The organism is Myxacorys chilensis (assembly GCF_059505265.1).
Genome location: NZ_JCACKG010000094.1, coordinates 124,961 through 141,981, shown reverse-complemented (window position 1 = coordinate 141,981; position 17,021 = coordinate 124,961). Strand labels below are relative to the sequence as shown.

15 protein-coding genes are annotated in these 17,021 nt (G+C 48.3%); 7 read left to right on the top strand and 8 right to left on the bottom strand.

Going from position 1 to position 17,021, the window contains the following annotated elements:
• Nucleotides 1-172: 172 nt before the first annotated feature.
• Together AC5JLB_RS06640 and AC5JLB_RS06635 are read left to right on the top strand one after the other, a co-directional pair.
• The gene (locus AC5JLB_RS06640; RefSeq protein WP_495873058.1) at nt 173-1,228 is read left to right on the top strand and encodes a M23 family metallopeptidase; all 1,056 of its coding nucleotides are present in this window, start codon (nt 173-175) and stop codon (nt 1,226-1,228) included.
• Between the two features lie 153 nt (nt 1,229-1,381).
• Nucleotides 1,382-2,824 carry a tetratricopeptide repeat protein gene (locus AC5JLB_RS06635; RefSeq protein WP_495873057.1) on the top strand — a complete coding sequence of 481 codons (1,443 nt, stop codon included), beginning with the start codon at nt 1,382-1,384 and terminating at the stop codon, nt 2,822-2,824.
• Between the two features lie 14 nt (nt 2,825-2,838).
• On the opposite strand, the gene AC5JLB_RS06630 is transcribed toward AC5JLB_RS06635, so the two are convergent.
• Nucleotides 2,839-3,291, bottom strand: coding sequence for an SRPBCC family protein (locus tag AC5JLB_RS06630; RefSeq protein ID WP_495873056.1), 453 nt, complete (start codon nt 3,289-3,291; stop codon nt 2,839-2,841).
• Nucleotides 3,292-3,319: 28 nt separating this feature from the next.
• The gene (zds, locus tag AC5JLB_RS06625) at nt 3,320-4,789 is read right to left on the bottom strand and encodes a 9,9'-di-cis-zeta-carotene desaturase (RefSeq protein WP_495873055.1); all 1,470 of its coding nucleotides are present in this window, start codon (nt 4,787-4,789) and stop codon (nt 3,320-3,322) included.
• Nucleotides 4,790-4,915: 126 nt separating this feature from the next.
• On the opposite strand from zds, the gene AC5JLB_RS06620 reads away from it, so the two are divergent.
• The 4 genes from AC5JLB_RS06620 (at nt 4,916) to AC5JLB_RS06605 (ending at nt 8,514) form a co-directional block, all read left to right on the top strand.
• Nucleotides 4,916-5,602 carry a hypothetical protein gene (locus AC5JLB_RS06620; RefSeq protein WP_495873054.1) on the top strand — a complete coding sequence of 229 codons (687 nt, stop codon included), beginning with the start codon at nt 4,916-4,918 and terminating at the stop codon, nt 5,600-5,602.
• 401 nt (nt 5,603-6,003) lie between these two features.
• Complete coding sequence (locus AC5JLB_RS06615; protein ID WP_495696749.1) at nt 6,004-6,165, top strand: hypothetical protein; 162 nt, start codon at nt 6,004-6,006, stop codon at nt 6,163-6,165.
• A gap of 158 nt (nt 6,166-6,323) precedes the next feature.
• On the top strand, nt 6,324-6,692 hold the full coding sequence (locus AC5JLB_RS06610) for a hypothetical protein (protein ID WP_495873053.1): 369 nt from the start codon (nt 6,324-6,326) through the stop codon (nt 6,690-6,692).
• A gap of 427 nt (nt 6,693-7,119) precedes the next feature.
• Nucleotides 7,120-8,514 carry a sugar porter family MFS transporter gene (locus AC5JLB_RS06605; protein ID WP_495873052.1) on the top strand — a complete coding sequence of 465 codons (1,395 nt, stop codon included), beginning with the start codon at nt 7,120-7,122 and terminating at the stop codon, nt 8,512-8,514.
• A 71-nt stretch (nt 8,515-8,585) separates the two neighbouring features.
• Here the strand turns inward: AC5JLB_RS06605 and AC5JLB_RS06600 are convergent, their stop codons facing one another.
• The 6 genes from AC5JLB_RS06600 to AC5JLB_RS06575 form a co-directional block, all read right to left on the bottom strand.
• On the bottom strand, nt 8,586-9,134 hold the full coding sequence (locus tag AC5JLB_RS06600) for a PadR family transcriptional regulator (protein ID WP_495873051.1): 549 nt from the start codon (nt 9,132-9,134) through the stop codon (nt 8,586-8,588).
• Between the two features lie 198 nt (nt 9,135-9,332).
• A complete protein-coding gene (locus AC5JLB_RS06595; protein WP_495873050.1) occupies nt 9,333-10,250 on the bottom strand; it encodes a DUF8738 domain-containing protein in 918 nt (305 codons plus the stop codon).
• A 399-nt stretch (nt 10,251-10,649) separates the two neighbouring features.
• Nucleotides 10,650-11,090 (bottom strand): hypothetical protein, encoded by a 441-nt coding sequence (locus tag AC5JLB_RS06590; RefSeq protein ID WP_495873049.1) that lies wholly within the window; start codon nt 11,088-11,090, stop codon nt 10,650-10,652.
• 173 nt (nt 11,091-11,263) lie between these two features.
• A complete protein-coding gene (locus AC5JLB_RS06585; RefSeq protein WP_495873048.1) occupies nt 11,264-12,442 on the bottom strand; it encodes an acyltransferase family protein in 1,179 nt (392 codons plus the stop codon).
• Between the two features lie 326 nt (nt 12,443-12,768).
• Nucleotides 12,769-14,844, bottom strand: coding sequence for a prolyl oligopeptidase family serine peptidase (locus tag AC5JLB_RS06580; protein WP_495873047.1), 2,076 nt, complete (start codon nt 14,842-14,844; stop codon nt 12,769-12,771).
• 204 nt (nt 14,845-15,048) lie between these two features.
• Complete coding sequence (locus AC5JLB_RS06575) at nt 15,049-15,291, bottom strand: hypothetical protein (protein ID WP_495873046.1); 243 nt, start codon at nt 15,289-15,291, stop codon at nt 15,049-15,051.
• Nucleotides 15,292-15,605: 314 nt separating this feature from the next.
• On the opposite strand from AC5JLB_RS06575, the gene AC5JLB_RS06570 reads away from it, so the two are divergent.
• Nucleotides 15,606-17,021 (top strand): DUF697 domain-containing protein, encoded by a 1,416-nt coding sequence (locus tag AC5JLB_RS06570; protein WP_495873045.1) that lies wholly within the window; start codon nt 15,606-15,608, stop codon nt 17,019-17,021.

The following is a 17,021-nucleotide window of genomic DNA, read 5'->3' as shown; positions in this document are numbered from 1 at the left end:
TTTGAATGGATTTTGAATGGATGAGGCAAAATAGACAATGTGAAGTTTTTATGACTTGCGTTGATCCATTCTCTGTTTCCCAGACGTTTATTTTTAGGTGCATATGTAGAGTCGCAGTTGGAAATAGAACGCTTGTAAGTATTTGCTTCTTTACGTTAAAGGACTTGATGACATGACTCTTCGCACTGCCGCTCAGACATTTCTGGCTCGACGTTTACTGTGGCTACAGGGTTTAGGATGGATCGTTGGGATAGTCGTATTGAGTACAAGCAGCGGCTTGGCACAAGAGGCGATCGATACTCTTCCTGCGGCGCAGCCTGACCTTGCTGTACCAACGGCTCCTGCTCCTTCTGCCCCCGCCGAGGCGTTACCAGAGCCATCTGTTGCTCCTAATGAGGCTAGCGGTGGAGATGCAGGTTCATTCATCGATCGCACCGATTACAGCTTAGGTGCAACGGAACGTTACGAAACACCTGCAATCAGTGCAGAACGGAACTCTGAAAGAACCATTTCCCGTCGATCGCAACCTGCTCCAGAATATAGCGCTCCCGCTTGGTCATCGAGAGACGCGGTGAGTGTGGCTCCAGTGCAAGTGGGACCCATTCGTTTATCCTCTAGTGGAATCGGCTGGAGTTCTGGGGAATCAGCACAGGTTGAAGCGCCCTACACTCCGTCAGTGGGACAAGCCTACAGTACGGTAAAAGCCTATTACAATCGCACGGTCAGACCGATCGGGCAAGTTGGTAATGGCGATATAAAGCTGCTGTTTCCGTTGTCGCTTCCCGCCTCGATCACGTCTTTATTTGGCTGGCGCATTCACCCCATCACCGGAAATAGCCGCTTCCATTCTGGAACGGATCTCGGTGCGCCAATGGGAACGCCTGTCTTAGCCGCTTTAACGGGTCGCGTGATTATGGCGGACTTTTTTGGCGGATATGGATTGGCAGTGGCGCTAGAGCATGGTCAGGGTAGCCAGCAGACTCTGTACGCTCACCTGTCTGAAGTGTTTGTGAAACCGGGTGAGGTGATTAAGCAGGGAAATGCGATCGGGCGAGTGGGAAGTACAGGAAATTCTACCGGGCCGCACCTCCACTTTGAGTTTCGACAAGAAACAACGGAAGGTTGGGTCGCGATGGATGCGGGGCTTGCGTTAGAGACAGCCGTGGCAGAATTAGCAAAGTCGCTTCAGGTGGCTCAGGCTCAACCGGGTTCGGCGACAAGCAAATAAGCTCTGTTTCCAATTAGAGTCGCATATCAACATCCCGTTAAGTTCAAGGCTGCATATTGCTTTGAGCTACAGAGTTTGGGGAAAATTAAGCTCTAGAAACTTGTCAGAATTCTAATGATCTTCTACAGCTTACGATTCCTTCGGAGTTGCTCTTTGCGTCGATCTCTTGTAGTTTGTCTGATTACCGCTATTTGTTTAGGGATTCCACCTTTAACTAAGGCTCAAGAACCATCTGTTCCAGCAACCACTCGACCCACTCCGCAAAGCTTTTACGAACTAGGATTGCGCAAGGTTCGAGCAAAAGACTTTAAGGACGCGATCGCAGATTTCACAACCGCCATTCGCCTAAAACCCGATTTTGCCGATGCTTATTATCAACGTGCTCTCGCAAAGTATCAGCCCGATGAGAAGGGCGAGTACGAAGGAGCAGATTTTGAGGGCGCGATCGCAGATCTTACAGAGGTGATCCGTTTACAGCCAAATTCTGCTGACGCTTACTACCAGCGTGGATGGATTCAGATGAACTCTGGTGAGGGAAGACAAGTAGCGCTCCGGGATTTCGATCAAGCCATTCGCCTCAATCCAAACCATGAAGAGGCTTACTTTAGCCGTGCTAACCTACGGCGTGATGAAGAGGACTTTAAGGGCGCGATCGCGGACTTCACTCAAGTCATTCGCATTAACCCAAAAAGCATTTACGCTTATTTCAATCGCGCTACTATCAAAGCCGAGCTAGGCGATCTCCAAGGTGCGACTCAAGATGAATTGCTAGCGGTACAAATAAATCCTAACGACAATGAAGCCTATGCCCACCGAGCTTACCTTCGTTCTCGTCGGAAAGACTTTCAAGGTGCGATCGCAGATTACACAAAAGCAATTCAATTGAATCCGAATGATGCTTTCCTGTATCACAGTCGTGCTTCAGCGCGAGGGGATATTCGTGACTTTCGAGGCGTGATCGCAGACTATGCTGAAATACGGCGCATCAAACGGTCTAATCCTGATAATACTTATCCTGACATCGTTGATACATATACATTACAAGCTGAAGTTCATGAGCAGATGGGATATCTGAAAGCTGCGATCGCAGCTTCTAGCGAGGCGATTCAGCTTAAGCCTGATGATGATGCTCTATATGCAATCCGAGCTAGATATCAAGCCGACATTGGAGACAAGCAAGGAGCATTAGCAGACTACACCCGAATCATTCAACTGCTTCCTTGTGACAGACAGGGGTATAGAAGTCGAGCAGGGTTACGCGCTAACCTAGCTGACAAGCAAGGCGCGATCGCTGATCTTACGCAAGCGATTCGATTTGAGGATTCAGACAAGTTGCTGTTCTGGGATTATTCGCAGCGTGGAAGTTTGCGTTTGGAGATGAAGGACTTTGAGGGTGCGATCGCTGACTTCACCGAAGCCATTCGCTTAGCGCCAGAAGAGCGCTTCGTCTATAAGCAGCGCAGCAAAGTCCGGACTCTAGTAGGAGACGCAGCAGGTGCGAGAGAAGATTTGCGTAAAGCCGCTACTCTTCCACCACCAGCTAACGAAGGAACTATTGAATATGTAAGAAGAGCAAATCGTCAATGCCCATCTTAGGCTTTCGATTGAGCCTAGATCGCCGTGCTTTGAGCATTGAGCGCATAGGCTCTAAAGCGCTCCAAGTCCGACTTTAGCGTTGCCTCGACTGCGCGACCGAGAAAAAGGTTGTCCATCAACTGACCGAGAAATCCAGGAATCGCATAGGCAATGCTCATTTTGACAATGCTGCCGCGATCGCCGCGATCGTAGAACCGAATTGCCCCCCGATTCGGCAATCCATCAACCGATTCCCATTGAATAATCTGATTCGGAATCTTCTTGGTAATCCGGGACTTCCAGCTAAATTCAAGTCCACCCGTCGCCAATTTCCAGCGCGACAGTTCTGGATCTTCCGGCAACACCGTTACTGACTCAATCCATTTCATCCACTTGGGCATTTGTTCTAAGTCCGACCAGAGACTCCAAACTTGATCGATCGGAGCCTCAACTTCAACTTGAACCGTGTGTTCCAACCAGTCAGACATAAAGCAAATCAGTTAGTGAGCAACTCAATTAGTACTTGAACAATCCTACACCCTGAACTTTATGACCTGTCGGTTCAAGAATGGCTTGTGCCGCTTGCTTACCGGAGATCGTCGCGCCTTCCATACTATCGATGTAGTCTTGTGCAGTGTAGCTACCTGCTAAGAAGAAGTTGGAAACGGGCGTTTTTTGAGTGGGGCGATAAGGCTCCATGCCCGGATTTTCGCGATACAGCGATTGTGCGAGTTTGACCACGTTAAACCAAGTCATATTTAGTTCACGAGAGGAAGGGAACAGATCGTGAATTTGCTTCAGAGCATGTTGCGCGATCGCGTCATTACTCATGGGCACAAACGGATCACCAGGCGTCAGCACAACCTGCATGAGTGAGCCTTGCCCTTCTCGGTAGTAGTCTTTCGGGCTTGAGAGCGCTAAATCTGCAAAACACGAGAAGTCGGCATCGGCACTATAGAGCAAGTTATCAATGCCCGCCGCATGGTCAACTTGTTGACGCGCTTCCGGATCGCTCAATTCTGTCACCCAACCATCAAATCGCATTTGAACCGTAGCCACCGGAACCGCTTCGAGCTTGTAGATGTTGTCGAAGGATTTGATGGTGCGCCATTCTTTGGGCAAAAGGCGCTGGATGCCAGGAACATCGCAGGCAGCAAGGTAAACGTCGGCAGTCACGATCGCTTCTGAGTCACCGTTGGCAATGGCTAATCCAGTTACTTTTGTATTCTCGCCTTCGCCCTCAAATAGAATTTTGCGCGTTTGGCGACGGGTATGAACCGTTGCCCCTTTTGACTCAATGTATTGAACAATTGGTTTGACCAGATATTCCGCAGGCGATCCAGCCAGCAGATTCAGCCGCGATGCCTCTGTTTTAGAGGCGAACATCATAAAGATCGTCAACATACATCGCGCCGAAATCTCTTCGGTATCAATGAAGCCAAGCGCTAGCGCGATCGGATCCCACATCCGCTTGAGACTATTCTGCGATCCACCGTGACGGCGAAACCAATCGGCAAAGCTAATATCGTCAAGGTCGCGAATCATTTTCATAGCGACATCAGCATTCACCAAACCCGGAACAATCGGACTTGTGCCCAGCGCGATCGCATTCTGTACTTTGTCTTGTAGCGTTAATTGTCCGGTGGTAAAAAATGCTTTCAGTCCATGAAACGGTGCACCGAGCAAAAACCGAAAATCGAGCGTACTAATCTCGCCGCCTCGATTAACGAAGGTATGCACATGCTCTTTGGGCAGCAAATTCTCAAATGCGCCAATTTTCTTTAGTAGAGCAAACAAGTTGTAGTAGTTGTTGAAGAAGACGTGCAGGCCCATTTCAATATGGTTGCCGTTGGCATCAACCCAGCTACCCACCTTACCGCCCACAAACGGACGAGCTTCAAAAAGTTCAACCTCGTGTCCTGCGTCTACCAGTTCTACCGCCGCCGCTAACCCTGCCAATCCTGCCCCAACGATCGCAACACGCATTCCGTAATCTCACCTACAACATCCTTTACAGATTTTAACGGTAATGCAGAACCAAGGGAAGCAGATGCGATCAAACCAGAAGATGAAGGCACAATAACGAGCAGTAGTGAAATGGTGTAATCGTCGATGTCTGCTTCTAACCGTACGATTAGCGCAAGGCGCAACTTCCAAAGAGACGGCTGGATCAAGCCTGCCAGCCTTGCGCTGATGGTGCTGATGGGAGGTTGTTCGACCTTGCCTACCGCTTACTCGTCGCCTCCGACTCCGCGCCCAGTGGAGCCGCTCCCGTTTGAGAAGAAAGGCTATACGATCGTAACTCCGAGTCCAGCGATCGCGCCGCTCACCAGTAATGGCGCTCCGGTTCGGACAGTCATTGCTGTCAAACTTGGAAAGAAGCTCTCTCAAGCGGATCTTGCCGCACTTCTGGAACAGGCAGATGATAAAGCGGTGAGTGCTTCAAGCTTGGCAGAATCGGCTCAATCTAAAGACGATTGGCTACTGGCCGTGAGCCAATGGCAAAAAGCGATCGCGCTCCTCAAACCGATCGCTAATCAAAACTCGACTGTCAGGCAAAAACTATCTCAATATCAGCGCAATCTCGCTGATGCTCAAACTCGCTCAACCACGAATCCCAGGCAACTCGTGACGGAAGGCACAAGCGGCGGATATGGAGTCCCTCTCGTCATTCAATCTGGAAATCAAACCCCATCTCCGAGTGCCTCTCCTTCTCCTGGTGCTTCTCCAGCAGCGTCAACGGCTCCAGCTTCCGATGGGCCGCCTCCTGCGTCTCCTGCGCCTTCTACAAAGCAGTGATGCCAGAAAAAATTAGTAGGCCAGTGTGATCAGCGCACAGTGCAATTTAAAGGAATGGCGTGATTCTTCGGAGCCTGCAAAGTCGTTTCCTCTAAAGTTGCGCGTTGTGCTAATTGCAGTTCAGATATTTTACTTTATTAGAAAATTTCCTCCGTATCTAGAGAGAGAAGCTCAATCTGAAAAGTCTTTCAAACGTTCACTGGCTTCTTATTACTTATGAAGGAAGAGTTAAGGGCAGCGTTTGACTACTGTGATATACGACAGTACAAGGTCGTGAACTTACTCAAACTAAGAGAACGACGTTGATTTTGAAGAAGCTTTCTCACTGACAGCTTTCTCACCAACGGCGAAGAAGCCACTCAGTAGTAAGTGCTTATTACAGTACGAAAGTGGTCAATACAATGAAAACAGATTCAGATCAAGTTAAAACTCCTGGAGTTCAGCATGACAGCGAAACTCCACTTCCCCAAAAGCCTTCATTGCTTTTTATCGTTAGCACTTCGATCGGAGTCCTCACTCTAATTGCTGTTGCTGCCGGTGCTTATTACGGTGTTGCTCAATAAGGTCGGGCTGTTATTGGATTCTAGTTTGGATTCATCAATCTGCTCAGATTGCTAGTGTCTAGCTCCTCTCAGTAAATTGCACGACCTGTGTAAGAGCCTTGAGCGGTTCACCGTTTTATAGCTTGTGTCAATCAATTGAAAAATGGATGGAATGTATTATGAAAGATTTGATTTCTAAGGCAGTTACTTACGTTGGTTCTTTACTTCAAACTCTTCAAGTTAAAAGTTTCTTGGCCGTTGCTCTTGTTGGTTTTCTATTGCTAACGACGAATCCCAATTTAGAGAGCGGTAGCAAGGCTGCAACCAAAGAGATCGACAAGATAGCTCATCAAAATAATTCTGATCGACCCAAAACGACCGGGGAATGGAACAAAGAAGCTCGCGAGACAAAAGGCGAGTCTGGGGACCGGCTGGGGCGAATTGGCAAAGAGTCCGTAGAAGCTGTCAAAGATTTTGGACAGATGTATTCTGATACGGCTGAGCGGAGCGTTGACGCGTTGAAGGATAACGCCGCACGATCAAACTAAGTAAGCTCGCCATTAGTTATAGTCTTTGATGAAAAGCGTCTGATACAGAATATCAGACGCTTTTTTATGTATGCCACAGAGTTCACTGAGGATTATGTTTCGGTCGATTAAACATGGGTACGGAGTTTTATCGATCGCATCATTTGATCACTCAAGCTATGAACGTGCGATCGCAGATCGGCATAAACACCTCCAAAACTTCTAACAGCCCCTAGAACCTATCCTAGAGGGTAGGATATCTCAGTCAGCTAACTCTAATCTTGAGTACAAGAGCATCTACGCTGCATAGAGTAACCTCTAAAGGATGCCAAAACTCCTAAACAGACTGAGAGGCAGAAAAGTTCTAATAGCCTTACTAGAAAGCTTTCAGCCACTGCGTAGCACTTCATCGCGGCTTGTACACTTCTAGACTTTAAAGGGAGTATCCATGTCCTCTACAACTCGTAAAGCTGGCACATACTATGTCATTTTGATCGCTGGGGCTGCGGCTCTCGGCGGTTTTTTGTTTGGGTTTGACACTGCTGTGGTCAACGGTGCGGTCGCTGCTTTGACAAAAGCCTACAATGCCACCAGTTGGCTCACAGGTCTTGCAGTGTCTTTAGCGCTATTAGCATCTGCGATCGGAGCCTTCTGTGCTGGACAAATCGCAGACCGTTATGGCCGAGTCAAGGCAATGGTCATCGCATCCGTGCTGTTTACCATTAGTGCCATTGGTTCTGGAATAGCCTTCACTATTTGGGATTTTATTCTTTGGAGGGCGTTAGGTGGGCTTGCCGTTGGAGCTGCCAGCGTGATTGCGCCCGCCTACATTGCCGAGTGTTCTCCCTCCAACTTGAGAGGACGGCTTGGATCACTTCAGCAACTCGCGATCGTTGTTGGGATCTTCATTGCCTTACTGACCGACTACTTTATTGCTGTATCAGCCGGTTCAGCAGAATTGCCATTCTTGTTCGGAGTTGCCGCTTGGCGCTGGATGTTTTGGACAGAAGCCTTTCCAGCCGTACTTTATGGAATGGCAGCCCTATCGATTCCCGAATCCCCCCGCTACTTGGTCGCCCAAGGACGGGAACAAGAAGCATCTTCCGTTCTTGGCAAGATTTTGGGAGGCAATGTCCAGTCAAAGATTGAGGAAATTCGGGAAACAGTCCTACGAGAGCGCAAGCCCAACTTTTCTGACTTGTTAGGCAGAAACAACAGGCTGTTACCGATCGTTTGGGTAGGTATCGGCTTATCGGTACTGCAGCAGTTCGTTGGCATTAATGTGATCTTCTACTACAGCAGCGTGTTGTGGAGAGCTGTTGGTTTCTCTGAACAAGACTCCCTCAAGCTCACTGTGCTGACCGGAGCCGTCAACATTATTACAACCCTGATTGCAATTTCTTCTATAGATAAATTTGGTCGCAAACCCTTGCTCCTGCTAGGCTCGGTTGGCATGACCATCACTCTAGGGATACTGACCGTTATTTTTGGGCAGGCTCAGGTGGATGCGGCAGGCAACCCTACGTTGGCTGGGTCGTCAGGCATTATCGCTCTTCTCGCCGCCAACCTCTACGTGTTCTGCTTCGGGTTCTCCTGGGGGCCTGTAGTCTGGGTGCTACTAGGAGAAATGTTTAATAACAAGATTCGCGCGGCGGCATTGTCGATCGCAGCGGCGGCTCAGTGGATAGCCAACTTTATTGTCTCTACAACGTTTCCTCCGCTATTGCAATATTTCGGCTTGGGTACTGCCTATGGTCTTTACACACTAGCTGCCGCAATCTCGATCTTTTTCGTTGCCTTTTTCATTAAGGAAACCAAAGGGATGGAGTTGGAAGAGATGTAATTAATCGGGGTGCAAAATTTCGACTGTAATCACTCTACTGGATCAATAGGATTGAGCCGTCGTCCGTGGCATTAGCAGTGTTCGTGCGGTATGCTCAAAAACTGAATTGCCTCATCGCACCAGTTCAACCATTCCATCTCCTGCCGAATGCCGTAGCGTAGCGTCATGTATTGAAACTTGCTCTGTGTAGAAAGGGCATCTGGGTTCTCAAAATAGCGTTGCTCGATTCCTTGATAGGTTGATAACTGTTGCAAGTGTTGCTGTCGATGTTGCTCTAGCTCCGCTACGATCGTCTGCGTAGGCACTAAATATCCAGCAAACAGCTTTACCAATAGATCATCTTTCAAGGAACTGACTTCAGACGGGTGAGTGATCCAATCCCTTAAATACTGCTTACCCGCTTCAGTGACCGAATAAATCTTCTTATCGGGGCGATTCTCCTGTTGGACAACTTGAGACTGTAATAGTCCCTGTTCTTCTAATTTGGTCAACTCTCGATAGATCTGTTGAAAGCTAGTTTTCCAAAAGAACCCGACCGAGCCTTCAAACCGCTTTCTCAAGTCATATCCGCTACAGGGCTGCTCGACTAAGACCGCCAAAATTGTATGTACTAATGCCATAGGTTCTTGCTTGACATCATCGGGGTGAGGTGAATGAACATTTAATTGAATATGCAACAAGCTGATTGGTTCTATTCAATCATTAAACTTGCATCAGAAAAATGTAGCCACTCCTCTATTCACTTCAATAGCAGTACGTCTTGTTGATCAATGCGTAGCGGTTGCTCGATGTAGTCCTGGCTGCGATCGCACCTTCGCTTACGATCGGATCAACGCTTGCCAGAGGCTGTTGACTTCCTGCAACGCTAACGGCAATTGATTAGGCTCGACATCTGTAAACTCGACTGCTAGTCCGCTTCTCGTACTGATCTGCGTAGTCGTTAAGTCCGCTCCTCGATTGAGAAGATACCGGAGACGATTCAAGTGGTTCAGTTTTTGTTGCTCGACTTGTTGTATAAATGCAGCTACTTGCCCAGGTGTGACGCGCTTGAGAATCACAGGTTGAGAACGAATGTTAGGGGTGATTGTTTGCTGAGACACAGTTCCTTCAGCCGTTAGCTTTGTAACGACTGTTCTTCCTGTAATGCCACCTTGGGTTACGGCTTGAAACACGACCGATTCATCTGAAATCGGCGTGATCTGATCGTCTGGCAAGAAGCTAGGAACAATTTCTGATCCTTGGGGGAGACTTGCCGTTTCATTGAGTCGGATCTGGGAGCCATCTTGAGTGGTGTGATAAACCCAACTCTGCTGTTGCCCAGTCACAACGACCTGCCATCCAGGAAGGGCAATCATGGTACAAAATGCAAGAGGATCGGGCAGTCCTAAACAGCCATTCCACGTCCGTGCTTGGGCGGCTGTAGTTCGCAGTTTTGCAACAGGAATGTTGAAGCTACGAGAAATTTCTCGTTTAACACGGCGAGCCACGATCGGGGGAAGAGCATTAGTCGAGCGCTCCAAGTCCGTTGGAGCTTGGCTGAGCCAATCGCTCTGTGATTCCTGTAAGGGCAAACGGCTTTGGAATTGCAAACGATTTGAAGCGTATGCTTCTGACACAGCTTGAGCGGGCATTGCTTTTGGCAAGGTTGCACCGATTGCGACTTGAGGCAATGCTGCACTCATCAAAAGGCTTCCGGTAAAGAGAAGAGTCGAATAACGACGAATTGAGAGTTTCATGGTCACAAATTTCTTGAGGTTGAGAGTCAGCTTGAGCCAATAGCCCAAAGATGTCTCTATCCTGGCTGAACTGTGACCCATGTTAGGGAACGGTTACAAAATCAGAAACTCTAATCATCCTAAGCTGCTGCAACTGACGCTGTTGTTTTCGGCAATGGATTAACGTTTAGCATTGAGTTAGCGGTGAATAGTGAATTGCGTATCAAATTTGTTATTAGAGCCTATTAAAAGGCTCAGCGCGATCGCTTGTTTAAGTGCGATCGCGCTGAGCTTTATCTTTACGTTCTATCTTCTGTTGACGGAAGTAGAATCATAGTCAATCAATGCGCATCCTTTCTTCAGATTTGAGTAGATGCAGTGATGAAACAACGTACATTGACTGTTTAAACTAGTGGCAATCTAGTTACCAAAAGCATCCTTGATACCTTCTACAGTTCGCTCAATAACGTTCTTGTTGTTATCGATCGCTTCCTGAGTCCGACTCGCATCTTCCTCTGCTCTCTTCTGAATTCGAGCCGCATCTCGCTTGGCTTTGCCTGCAATAGCGCTATCATCATCAGTTGCCCGATCAACTTTAGCGGCATTGCTCTTGGCCGCGTCCTGAACTTTATTTTTCACATCTCGGACAAAACTCTTGTTTTCTCCAGCAACTTCACTTGCTTTCCCTTCAGCCTTGCTGCCTGCATTTGCAATCAATGTTGAAGCAGGACTAGCCAAAGCTGAGGTGTTCGAGAAGAATGCACCCTGCCAAACAAATGCGATCGCGGATACACAGAACAAGGTTGTAGCGATCCAGCGTCCCATCATCGAAAGCGTTTTCGTTAAATAGTTCAGTTTCATAGAATACAATCTCCATAAGATTTATACTCTAACGTTCTACTGCATCTGGTTCATCAGCCAAATCGCCCCTTGGGCAGAGGTTCTGGCATAAAAATGCGCTAAACAAACTCATTCTTTAGATAGCTTAAAATGAACGGGCGTCATGCAACCGGTCTAAAGTATTCTCACCCTGTTTACTTTTGAATAGGTTGATCAGTTGTTTTCTGCGGCTGAATAGGCTTCAGTCCAAGACAGAATCTTGTGAAATTGATGCGCCGAACCAATCCCTCATACAAGCCGAGCGTTCCTATAAGCGAACCTGTACTGATGACGATAAACTTCTCCAAGATTCCTGCATTCCACTGCACAACATAAAATCCAATCATGACAACCACCGTCTGATGAAGGATGTAGAACGGGTAGGATGCTTCGTTCGCGTATTGCAGCAGCCGAGTCTTAACGTTTAGGTGCGATCGCGCTAGACTCAGCAGCAGCAGCACCCAACACCAGGAAGTGAAGCCCCGAAATACTTGGTAGCTCATATAAGCAGGGGAATAGCTTCGGTCTGGAACCGTGTCGGTGATCCACAATCCAACCAGAATCGACATGCTAGCGATCGCAATCCCCCTGATCCATACTCGCTGTCGATCGATAATATGCCCGAATCGGCGATCGCTGCAAAAAATGTAGCCATACCCAAAGTAAGTAAGATAGAGCAAAACATTTGCCCAATCATCGTAGAGATTCTGAAAGCCAATCCATCTAGGGCGAAGCAGTCCTTCAATCAACGCTAGAGGCAACGCAGGATAAGCGATCGCACCTGATTGTTCTAGCCTGGTTGCAATTGAGGTGTACCAACGCTGTGTAGATTGCTGCTTCAAATAAATAAAAATGGGAAGGGCAATGAGCGAAAACACAAAAAGATAAACAATAAACCACAGATGTGCCCATTCAAAATTTCCAGTTGGGCGAATGCCATTAAAAAACTGCGGATAAAACTGGAGGTAAGAAGTCTTATATTCGCGTGTATTCAACAATCGGTAGTAAACCTGGGGAGGAACCAAAACCAGCGTGCCAAATACAAAAGGAATAAACAATCGCCGGAATCGCTCCCCTGCATACTGGCTCGCTGTACGAGTTTCTAGAGAAAACCAAGCGGCGGCTCCCGATAGAAAGAAGAACATTGGCATATGCCACTGATGCACAAACGAGACAAAGACTCCCAATGCCGGACTCGGCACGGCATTTGTCACATAAAATTCTCCCAAGTTGCCCCGATAAAAAATGGTGGCGGTGTGGAAATAAATCAGGAGCAGCACTGCCAGTACTCTGAGCCAATCGAGGTCATAGCGTCTTTCAGGAATACTCTTCATAGCGGGTAATGCTTCCTCTCCGGCTACTACAGAGGATTCTACTGATTTCGGCATCAAGTTGAACAAGATGTTGCCCGCGATTAACAAAGAGTGCAACTCCTAGTGACTTCTTGCGGTTGCTTGAGATAGCGCCAACGTTGCACTGAATGAGCGCGATCGCATGGCTACGATCGCGCTCATTACACTTATCCAGACACAATTTGTGTGAGTATGTTCTACCTACAACTGGATTGTTTTGAACCGTGTTATCAGGGCTAGGCGGTTGTAGTGATCCGACTCTAGCATTTCAAAATGCTGGATCAACTCAGACGCTTGTCCTTAATAAATCACCCCAGGGTTTCTCTCAAAAACGCCCATTTATCAGCAATTTCTTCGATTACCTTTGCTGTCGGTTTGCCTGCACCATGTCCCGCTTTCGTCTCAATCCGAATTAGAACAGGATTCGTTCCGGTGTGCGCCGTTTGTAATGCCGCCGCAAATTTAAAGCTGTGGGCAGGAACAACGCGATCGTCATGATCTGCCGTCGTGATCAGCGTCGCCGGATAATTAGCAGACTTTAAATTGTGCAGTGGAGAATAGGCGTACAGTGCCTTGAATTCCTCTGGGTCTTCCGGCGAACCATACTCAGACATCCACGCCCAGCCAATTGTAAACTTGTGAAAGCGCAACATATCCATCACGCCCACAGCGGGTAGGGCGGCTCCAAATAAGTCAGGACGTTGCGTCATGCACGCGCCTACGAGCAAACCGCCATTACTGCCACCTGCGATCGCGAGTTTAGCAGAAGACGTATAGTTGTTTTGGATCAGCCATTCTGCAGCCGCAATAAAGTCATCAAACACATTCTGTTTTTTGAGCTTTGTGCCCGCCTGATGCCATTCTTCGCCATACTCGCCGCCACCGCGTAAGTTAGCGACCGCATAGATGCCGCCTAGTTCCATCCAGACGAGATTGCCAACCGAAAAGCTTGGCGTCAGAGGAATGTTAAAGCCGCCATAGGCATAGAGACAGGTGGGATTGCTTCCGTCTAGCACCAGTCCCTTTTTGTGGGTGATAAACATAGGAATCTGCGTGCCGTCTTTGCTGCTGTAGAAGACTTGCTGAGTTTCGTAATCATCCGGATTGAAATCTACTTGCGGCTGACGAAAGACAGTGCTTTCCCCGGTCTCTAAGTTGTAGCGATAGATCGTGTTTGGCGTAGTGAAACTCGTGAAACTATAAAAGGTTTCTGTATCCTCGCGTTTTCCATCAAATCCCCCGACAGAGCCAATGCCGGGTAGTTCGACTTCTCGCACGAATGCGCCGTTGAGGTCAAAGATTTTGATTTGACTGCGGGCATCTTTGAGGTAAGAAGCGACGAACTGATGGTTAAGAACGCTAATGCCTTGCAGGGTTTCAGCCGCTTGAGGAATGATTTCTTGCCAATGAGTACGATCGGGAGTGGTTGTTGGAATTGCGATCGCGCGTCCTCGCGGTGCATCCAAATCAGTTTGAAACCAAAACACACTGCCATCATTATCAATAAAGCTGAACTCCGCTTCAAACGTGTTGATCAGTTCAACAACCGGAGCCTCTGGGACAGACAGCTCTTTGTAAAACACTAGGTTGCGGGAATCTGTGCCCAGCCACACCGAGACGATGAGATAAAGCCCATCTTCAGTGACCCCGCCGCTAAAACCCCATTCTTTGTGGTCAGACCGTTCGTAAATCAGCAGATCTTCAGATTGCTCTGTGCCTAAGCGGTGGTAGTAGAGCTTCTGAAAATAGTTTGTATCTTCTAGCTTGGTGGCGGCGTTGGGTTCGTCGTAGCGCGAGTAGAAAAAGCCTTGACCATCATGTGTCCAGGATGCACCAGAAAATTTAATCCATTTCAAGCCGTCTTTTGCATGACCCGACTCGCGGCTGTCGTCTCCTGTTTCGATGTTGCGAATAAACCATTCTTGCCAGTCTGATCCAGACGTCGATAGACCATACGCCATCTGTTGCCCATCTTCACTAATGGCAAATCCAGATAGGGCAACGGTTCCATCGTCTGATAGTTTGTTTGGATCGAGTAAAACTTTCGGTTCATCGTCTAATGAAGTCAGCGTGTAGAGGACGCTTTGATTTTGCAAGCCGTCATTTTTGAAATAGAAATAGCGCTTGCCCTGCTTAAACGGAATGCCGTACTTTTCATAGTCCCATAGTTGGGTGAGACGTTGTTGGATCTGCGATCGCTCCGAAAGATTCTGCAAATAGCCAAACGTCAATTGATTTTGTGCCTCGATCCAAGCTTGGCTTTCGTCTGAATCTGGGTCTTCAAGCCACCGATAGGGATCTGCAACCGAGGTTTCGTGATAGGTGTCGGTTTGGTCGGCGGTACGGGTGACAGGATAACGCAGTGACCCAGCAGAATTCGTCATGGCACATCTTCAACGACTACAAACTCAGTTGTAGCGCAGTCGGAGAATTCTGAACATGAGCAACCCTTGCGCCTCTCCAATGCTCAAGATGAATGAAGGGCGTGGCTGAGTCCGGGTATGAATCGATGATGTGCCTTGATCTAAACAATATCAATTCCCTAAACCATCGGGATTGCACAGAGATGCTGAAGGGAACCAATCATCTCACCTCCTCGATCGCACGAACTGATCGCTTGAGAGGCCGAATTGACCCGCCAATAGAATGAATTGACCTATCAACAGAATGAATTGGCTCATCGAGAGAACAAATTGACCCGTCAACAGAATGAATCGACTCGCCAATAGAATGAATTGACCCGCCAATAGAATGAATTGACCCGCCAACAGAACGAATTGACTCGCCAACAGAATGAATTGACCTACTAACAGAATGAATCGACCCGTCAAAACGAAGTAATGGTAAGCTCTGTGCTTCTCTATCCCCTAGGTTCGACTGCTTTGTGAAGACTGGTGAAAGGGAATTGGGACAATTCATAGCTAGATTCAGCAAAGCCGAATGAAGAAGCCGCGATCGCGGGTTTAGTCGGTGTAAGAGTCGGTGCAAGAATAGCGCCTGTGAAATCTACGTTCTTAATTCAGAACTGGTACGAGTCTCACCATTCAACTTCATATCGCAAAGGTGCGCCAACTGATAGAGCGGTAAATTGAAGCATTTTAGATGAGAATAGAGATATGCAGTGCATTCGTTCTCATGTTAAGCCTTGAATCAGCCCTCTTCTAAAGCCAATCGGTCTAACCCTCAAGAAACGCATTTCAATCGGGCGCGGGGGAGCTTGCGACAGGCATTTACAAGCTACTCGCAGTATCTGCGATCGACAAAAAATGCTGTTTTGCAAGCCACGCTCAAACGCGAGCTAGACACACTTTCAGACAATTTAAATAAGCTCGATACGTTTGTCGTGCGTATTGCGGTGTTCGGCTTAGTCAGTCGCGGAAAATCGGCGGTGCTGAATGCGCTGATGGACGACAAGGTATTTGAAACAGGCCCAATCAATGGAGTCACGCAGCAGCCGCGCACGATTCGATGGTCGCCTACAGGTGGATGGGTGTCACAGCAGAGCGCGATCGCACCTCAGCAACTCGGCAACGTTCAAATTGAGTTGATTGATACTCCCGGACTCGATGAAGTAGACGGACAAGTGCGGGCAGAGATGGCGCAAGAGGTAGCAGAACGCGCTGATTTAATTCTGTTTGTTGTCGCTGGAGACATCACGCGCACAGAATATAAAGCGCTATGCGATTTGCGGCAGGCTCAGAAGCCAATCATCATTGTGTTTAACAAAATCGATCTCTATCCCGATCAAAGTCGTCAAGCGGTGTATGCCAATCTGCAAAAGCTAGGTGGCAGAACGGGCAGCAGCGAACGGTTAGAACAACTGCTGACGCCTGATGAAATTGTTATGGTCGCGGCAGAACCCGCACCGCTCCAAATGCGAGTGGAATATCCCGACGGTCGGATCGCGACTGAATGGGAAACCCCGCCGCCCGACATTGATCAACTGAAGTATAAAATCTTGACGATCTTGAATCGGGAAGGGCGATCGCTCCTAGCACTCAATGCGCTGTCTCAAGCGCGAACGGCTGAAACGCACATGGCACAGCGAATTGTAGAACTCCGCGACGGTGAAGCAGAGGCGCTGATTTGGAAATTTACACGCTACAAAGCCCTTGCGATCGCGCTCAACCCGATCGCCGTACTTGACCTCATTGGCGGCGCAATTTCGGACGTGGTCATGATTCGTGCCCTCGCCGATTTATACGGTCTACCAATGACGCGCTACGAAGCTGGAAAACTGCTGCAAACAATTTTAGTTAGTTCGGGCAGTTTGCTACTAGGAGAACTCGGTAGCGGACTTGTGTTTGGACTCGGCAAAAGCGCGTCGGCACTCGCTACCGGAATAGATGGATCAACCAGTCTGTCGGCAATGGCAGGAGCCGCGATCGCGCAAGCTGGAATCGCGGGATACGGTTCTTACTCGGTTGGTCGAGCCGCCCAAGTTTATTTAGAGCAGGGCTGCACGTGGGGAGCGCAAGGCGCAAATACAGTGATTCGCGAAATTCTCAGTCAAGTCGAACCCAACACGATCATCTACCGACTGCGCCAAGAACTGCTGTAA

What these genes read in the sequence shown, in the direction of transcription:
- AC5JLB_RS06640 (WP_495873058.1), top strand. Translation starts at nt 173, where the DNA reads ATGACTCTTCGCACTGCCGCTCAGACATTTCTGGCTCGACGTTTACTG.
- AC5JLB_RS06630 (WP_495873056.1), bottom strand. Translation starts at nt 3,291, where the DNA reads ATGTCTGACTGGTTGGAACACACGGTTCAAGTTGAAGTTGAGGCTCCG.
- zds (WP_495873055.1), bottom strand. Translation starts at nt 4,789, where the DNA reads ATGCGTGTTGCGATCGTTGGGGCAGGATTGGCAGGGTTAGCGGCGGCG.
- AC5JLB_RS06620 (WP_495873054.1), top strand. Translation starts at nt 4,916, where the DNA reads ATGTCTGCTTCTAACCGTACGATTAGCGCAAGGCGCAACTTCCAAAGA.
- AC5JLB_RS06615 (WP_495696749.1), top strand. Translation starts at nt 6,004, where the DNA reads ATGAAAACAGATTCAGATCAAGTTAAAACTCCTGGAGTTCAGCATGAC.
- AC5JLB_RS06610 (WP_495873053.1), top strand. Translation starts at nt 6,324, where the DNA reads ATGAAAGATTTGATTTCTAAGGCAGTTACTTACGTTGGTTCTTTACTT.
- AC5JLB_RS06605 (WP_495873052.1), top strand. Translation starts at nt 7,120, where the DNA reads ATGTCCTCTACAACTCGTAAAGCTGGCACATACTATGTCATTTTGATC.
- AC5JLB_RS06600 (WP_495873051.1), bottom strand. Translation starts at nt 9,134, where the DNA reads ATGGCATTAGTACATACAATTTTGGCGGTCTTAGTCGAGCAGCCCTGT.
- AC5JLB_RS06595 (WP_495873050.1), bottom strand. Translation starts at nt 10,250, where the DNA reads ATGAAACTCTCAATTCGTCGTTATTCGACTCTTCTCTTTACCGGAAGC.
- AC5JLB_RS06590 (WP_495873049.1), bottom strand. Translation starts at nt 11,090, where the DNA reads ATGAAACTGAACTATTTAACGAAAACGCTTTCGATGATGGGACGCTGG.
- AC5JLB_RS06585 (WP_495873048.1), bottom strand. Translation starts at nt 12,442, where the DNA reads ATGAAGAGTATTCCTGAAAGACGCTATGACCTCGATTGGCTCAGAGTA.
- AC5JLB_RS06580 (WP_495873047.1), bottom strand. Translation starts at nt 14,844, where the DNA reads ATGACGAATTCTGCTGGGTCACTGCGTTATCCTGTCACCCGTACCGCC.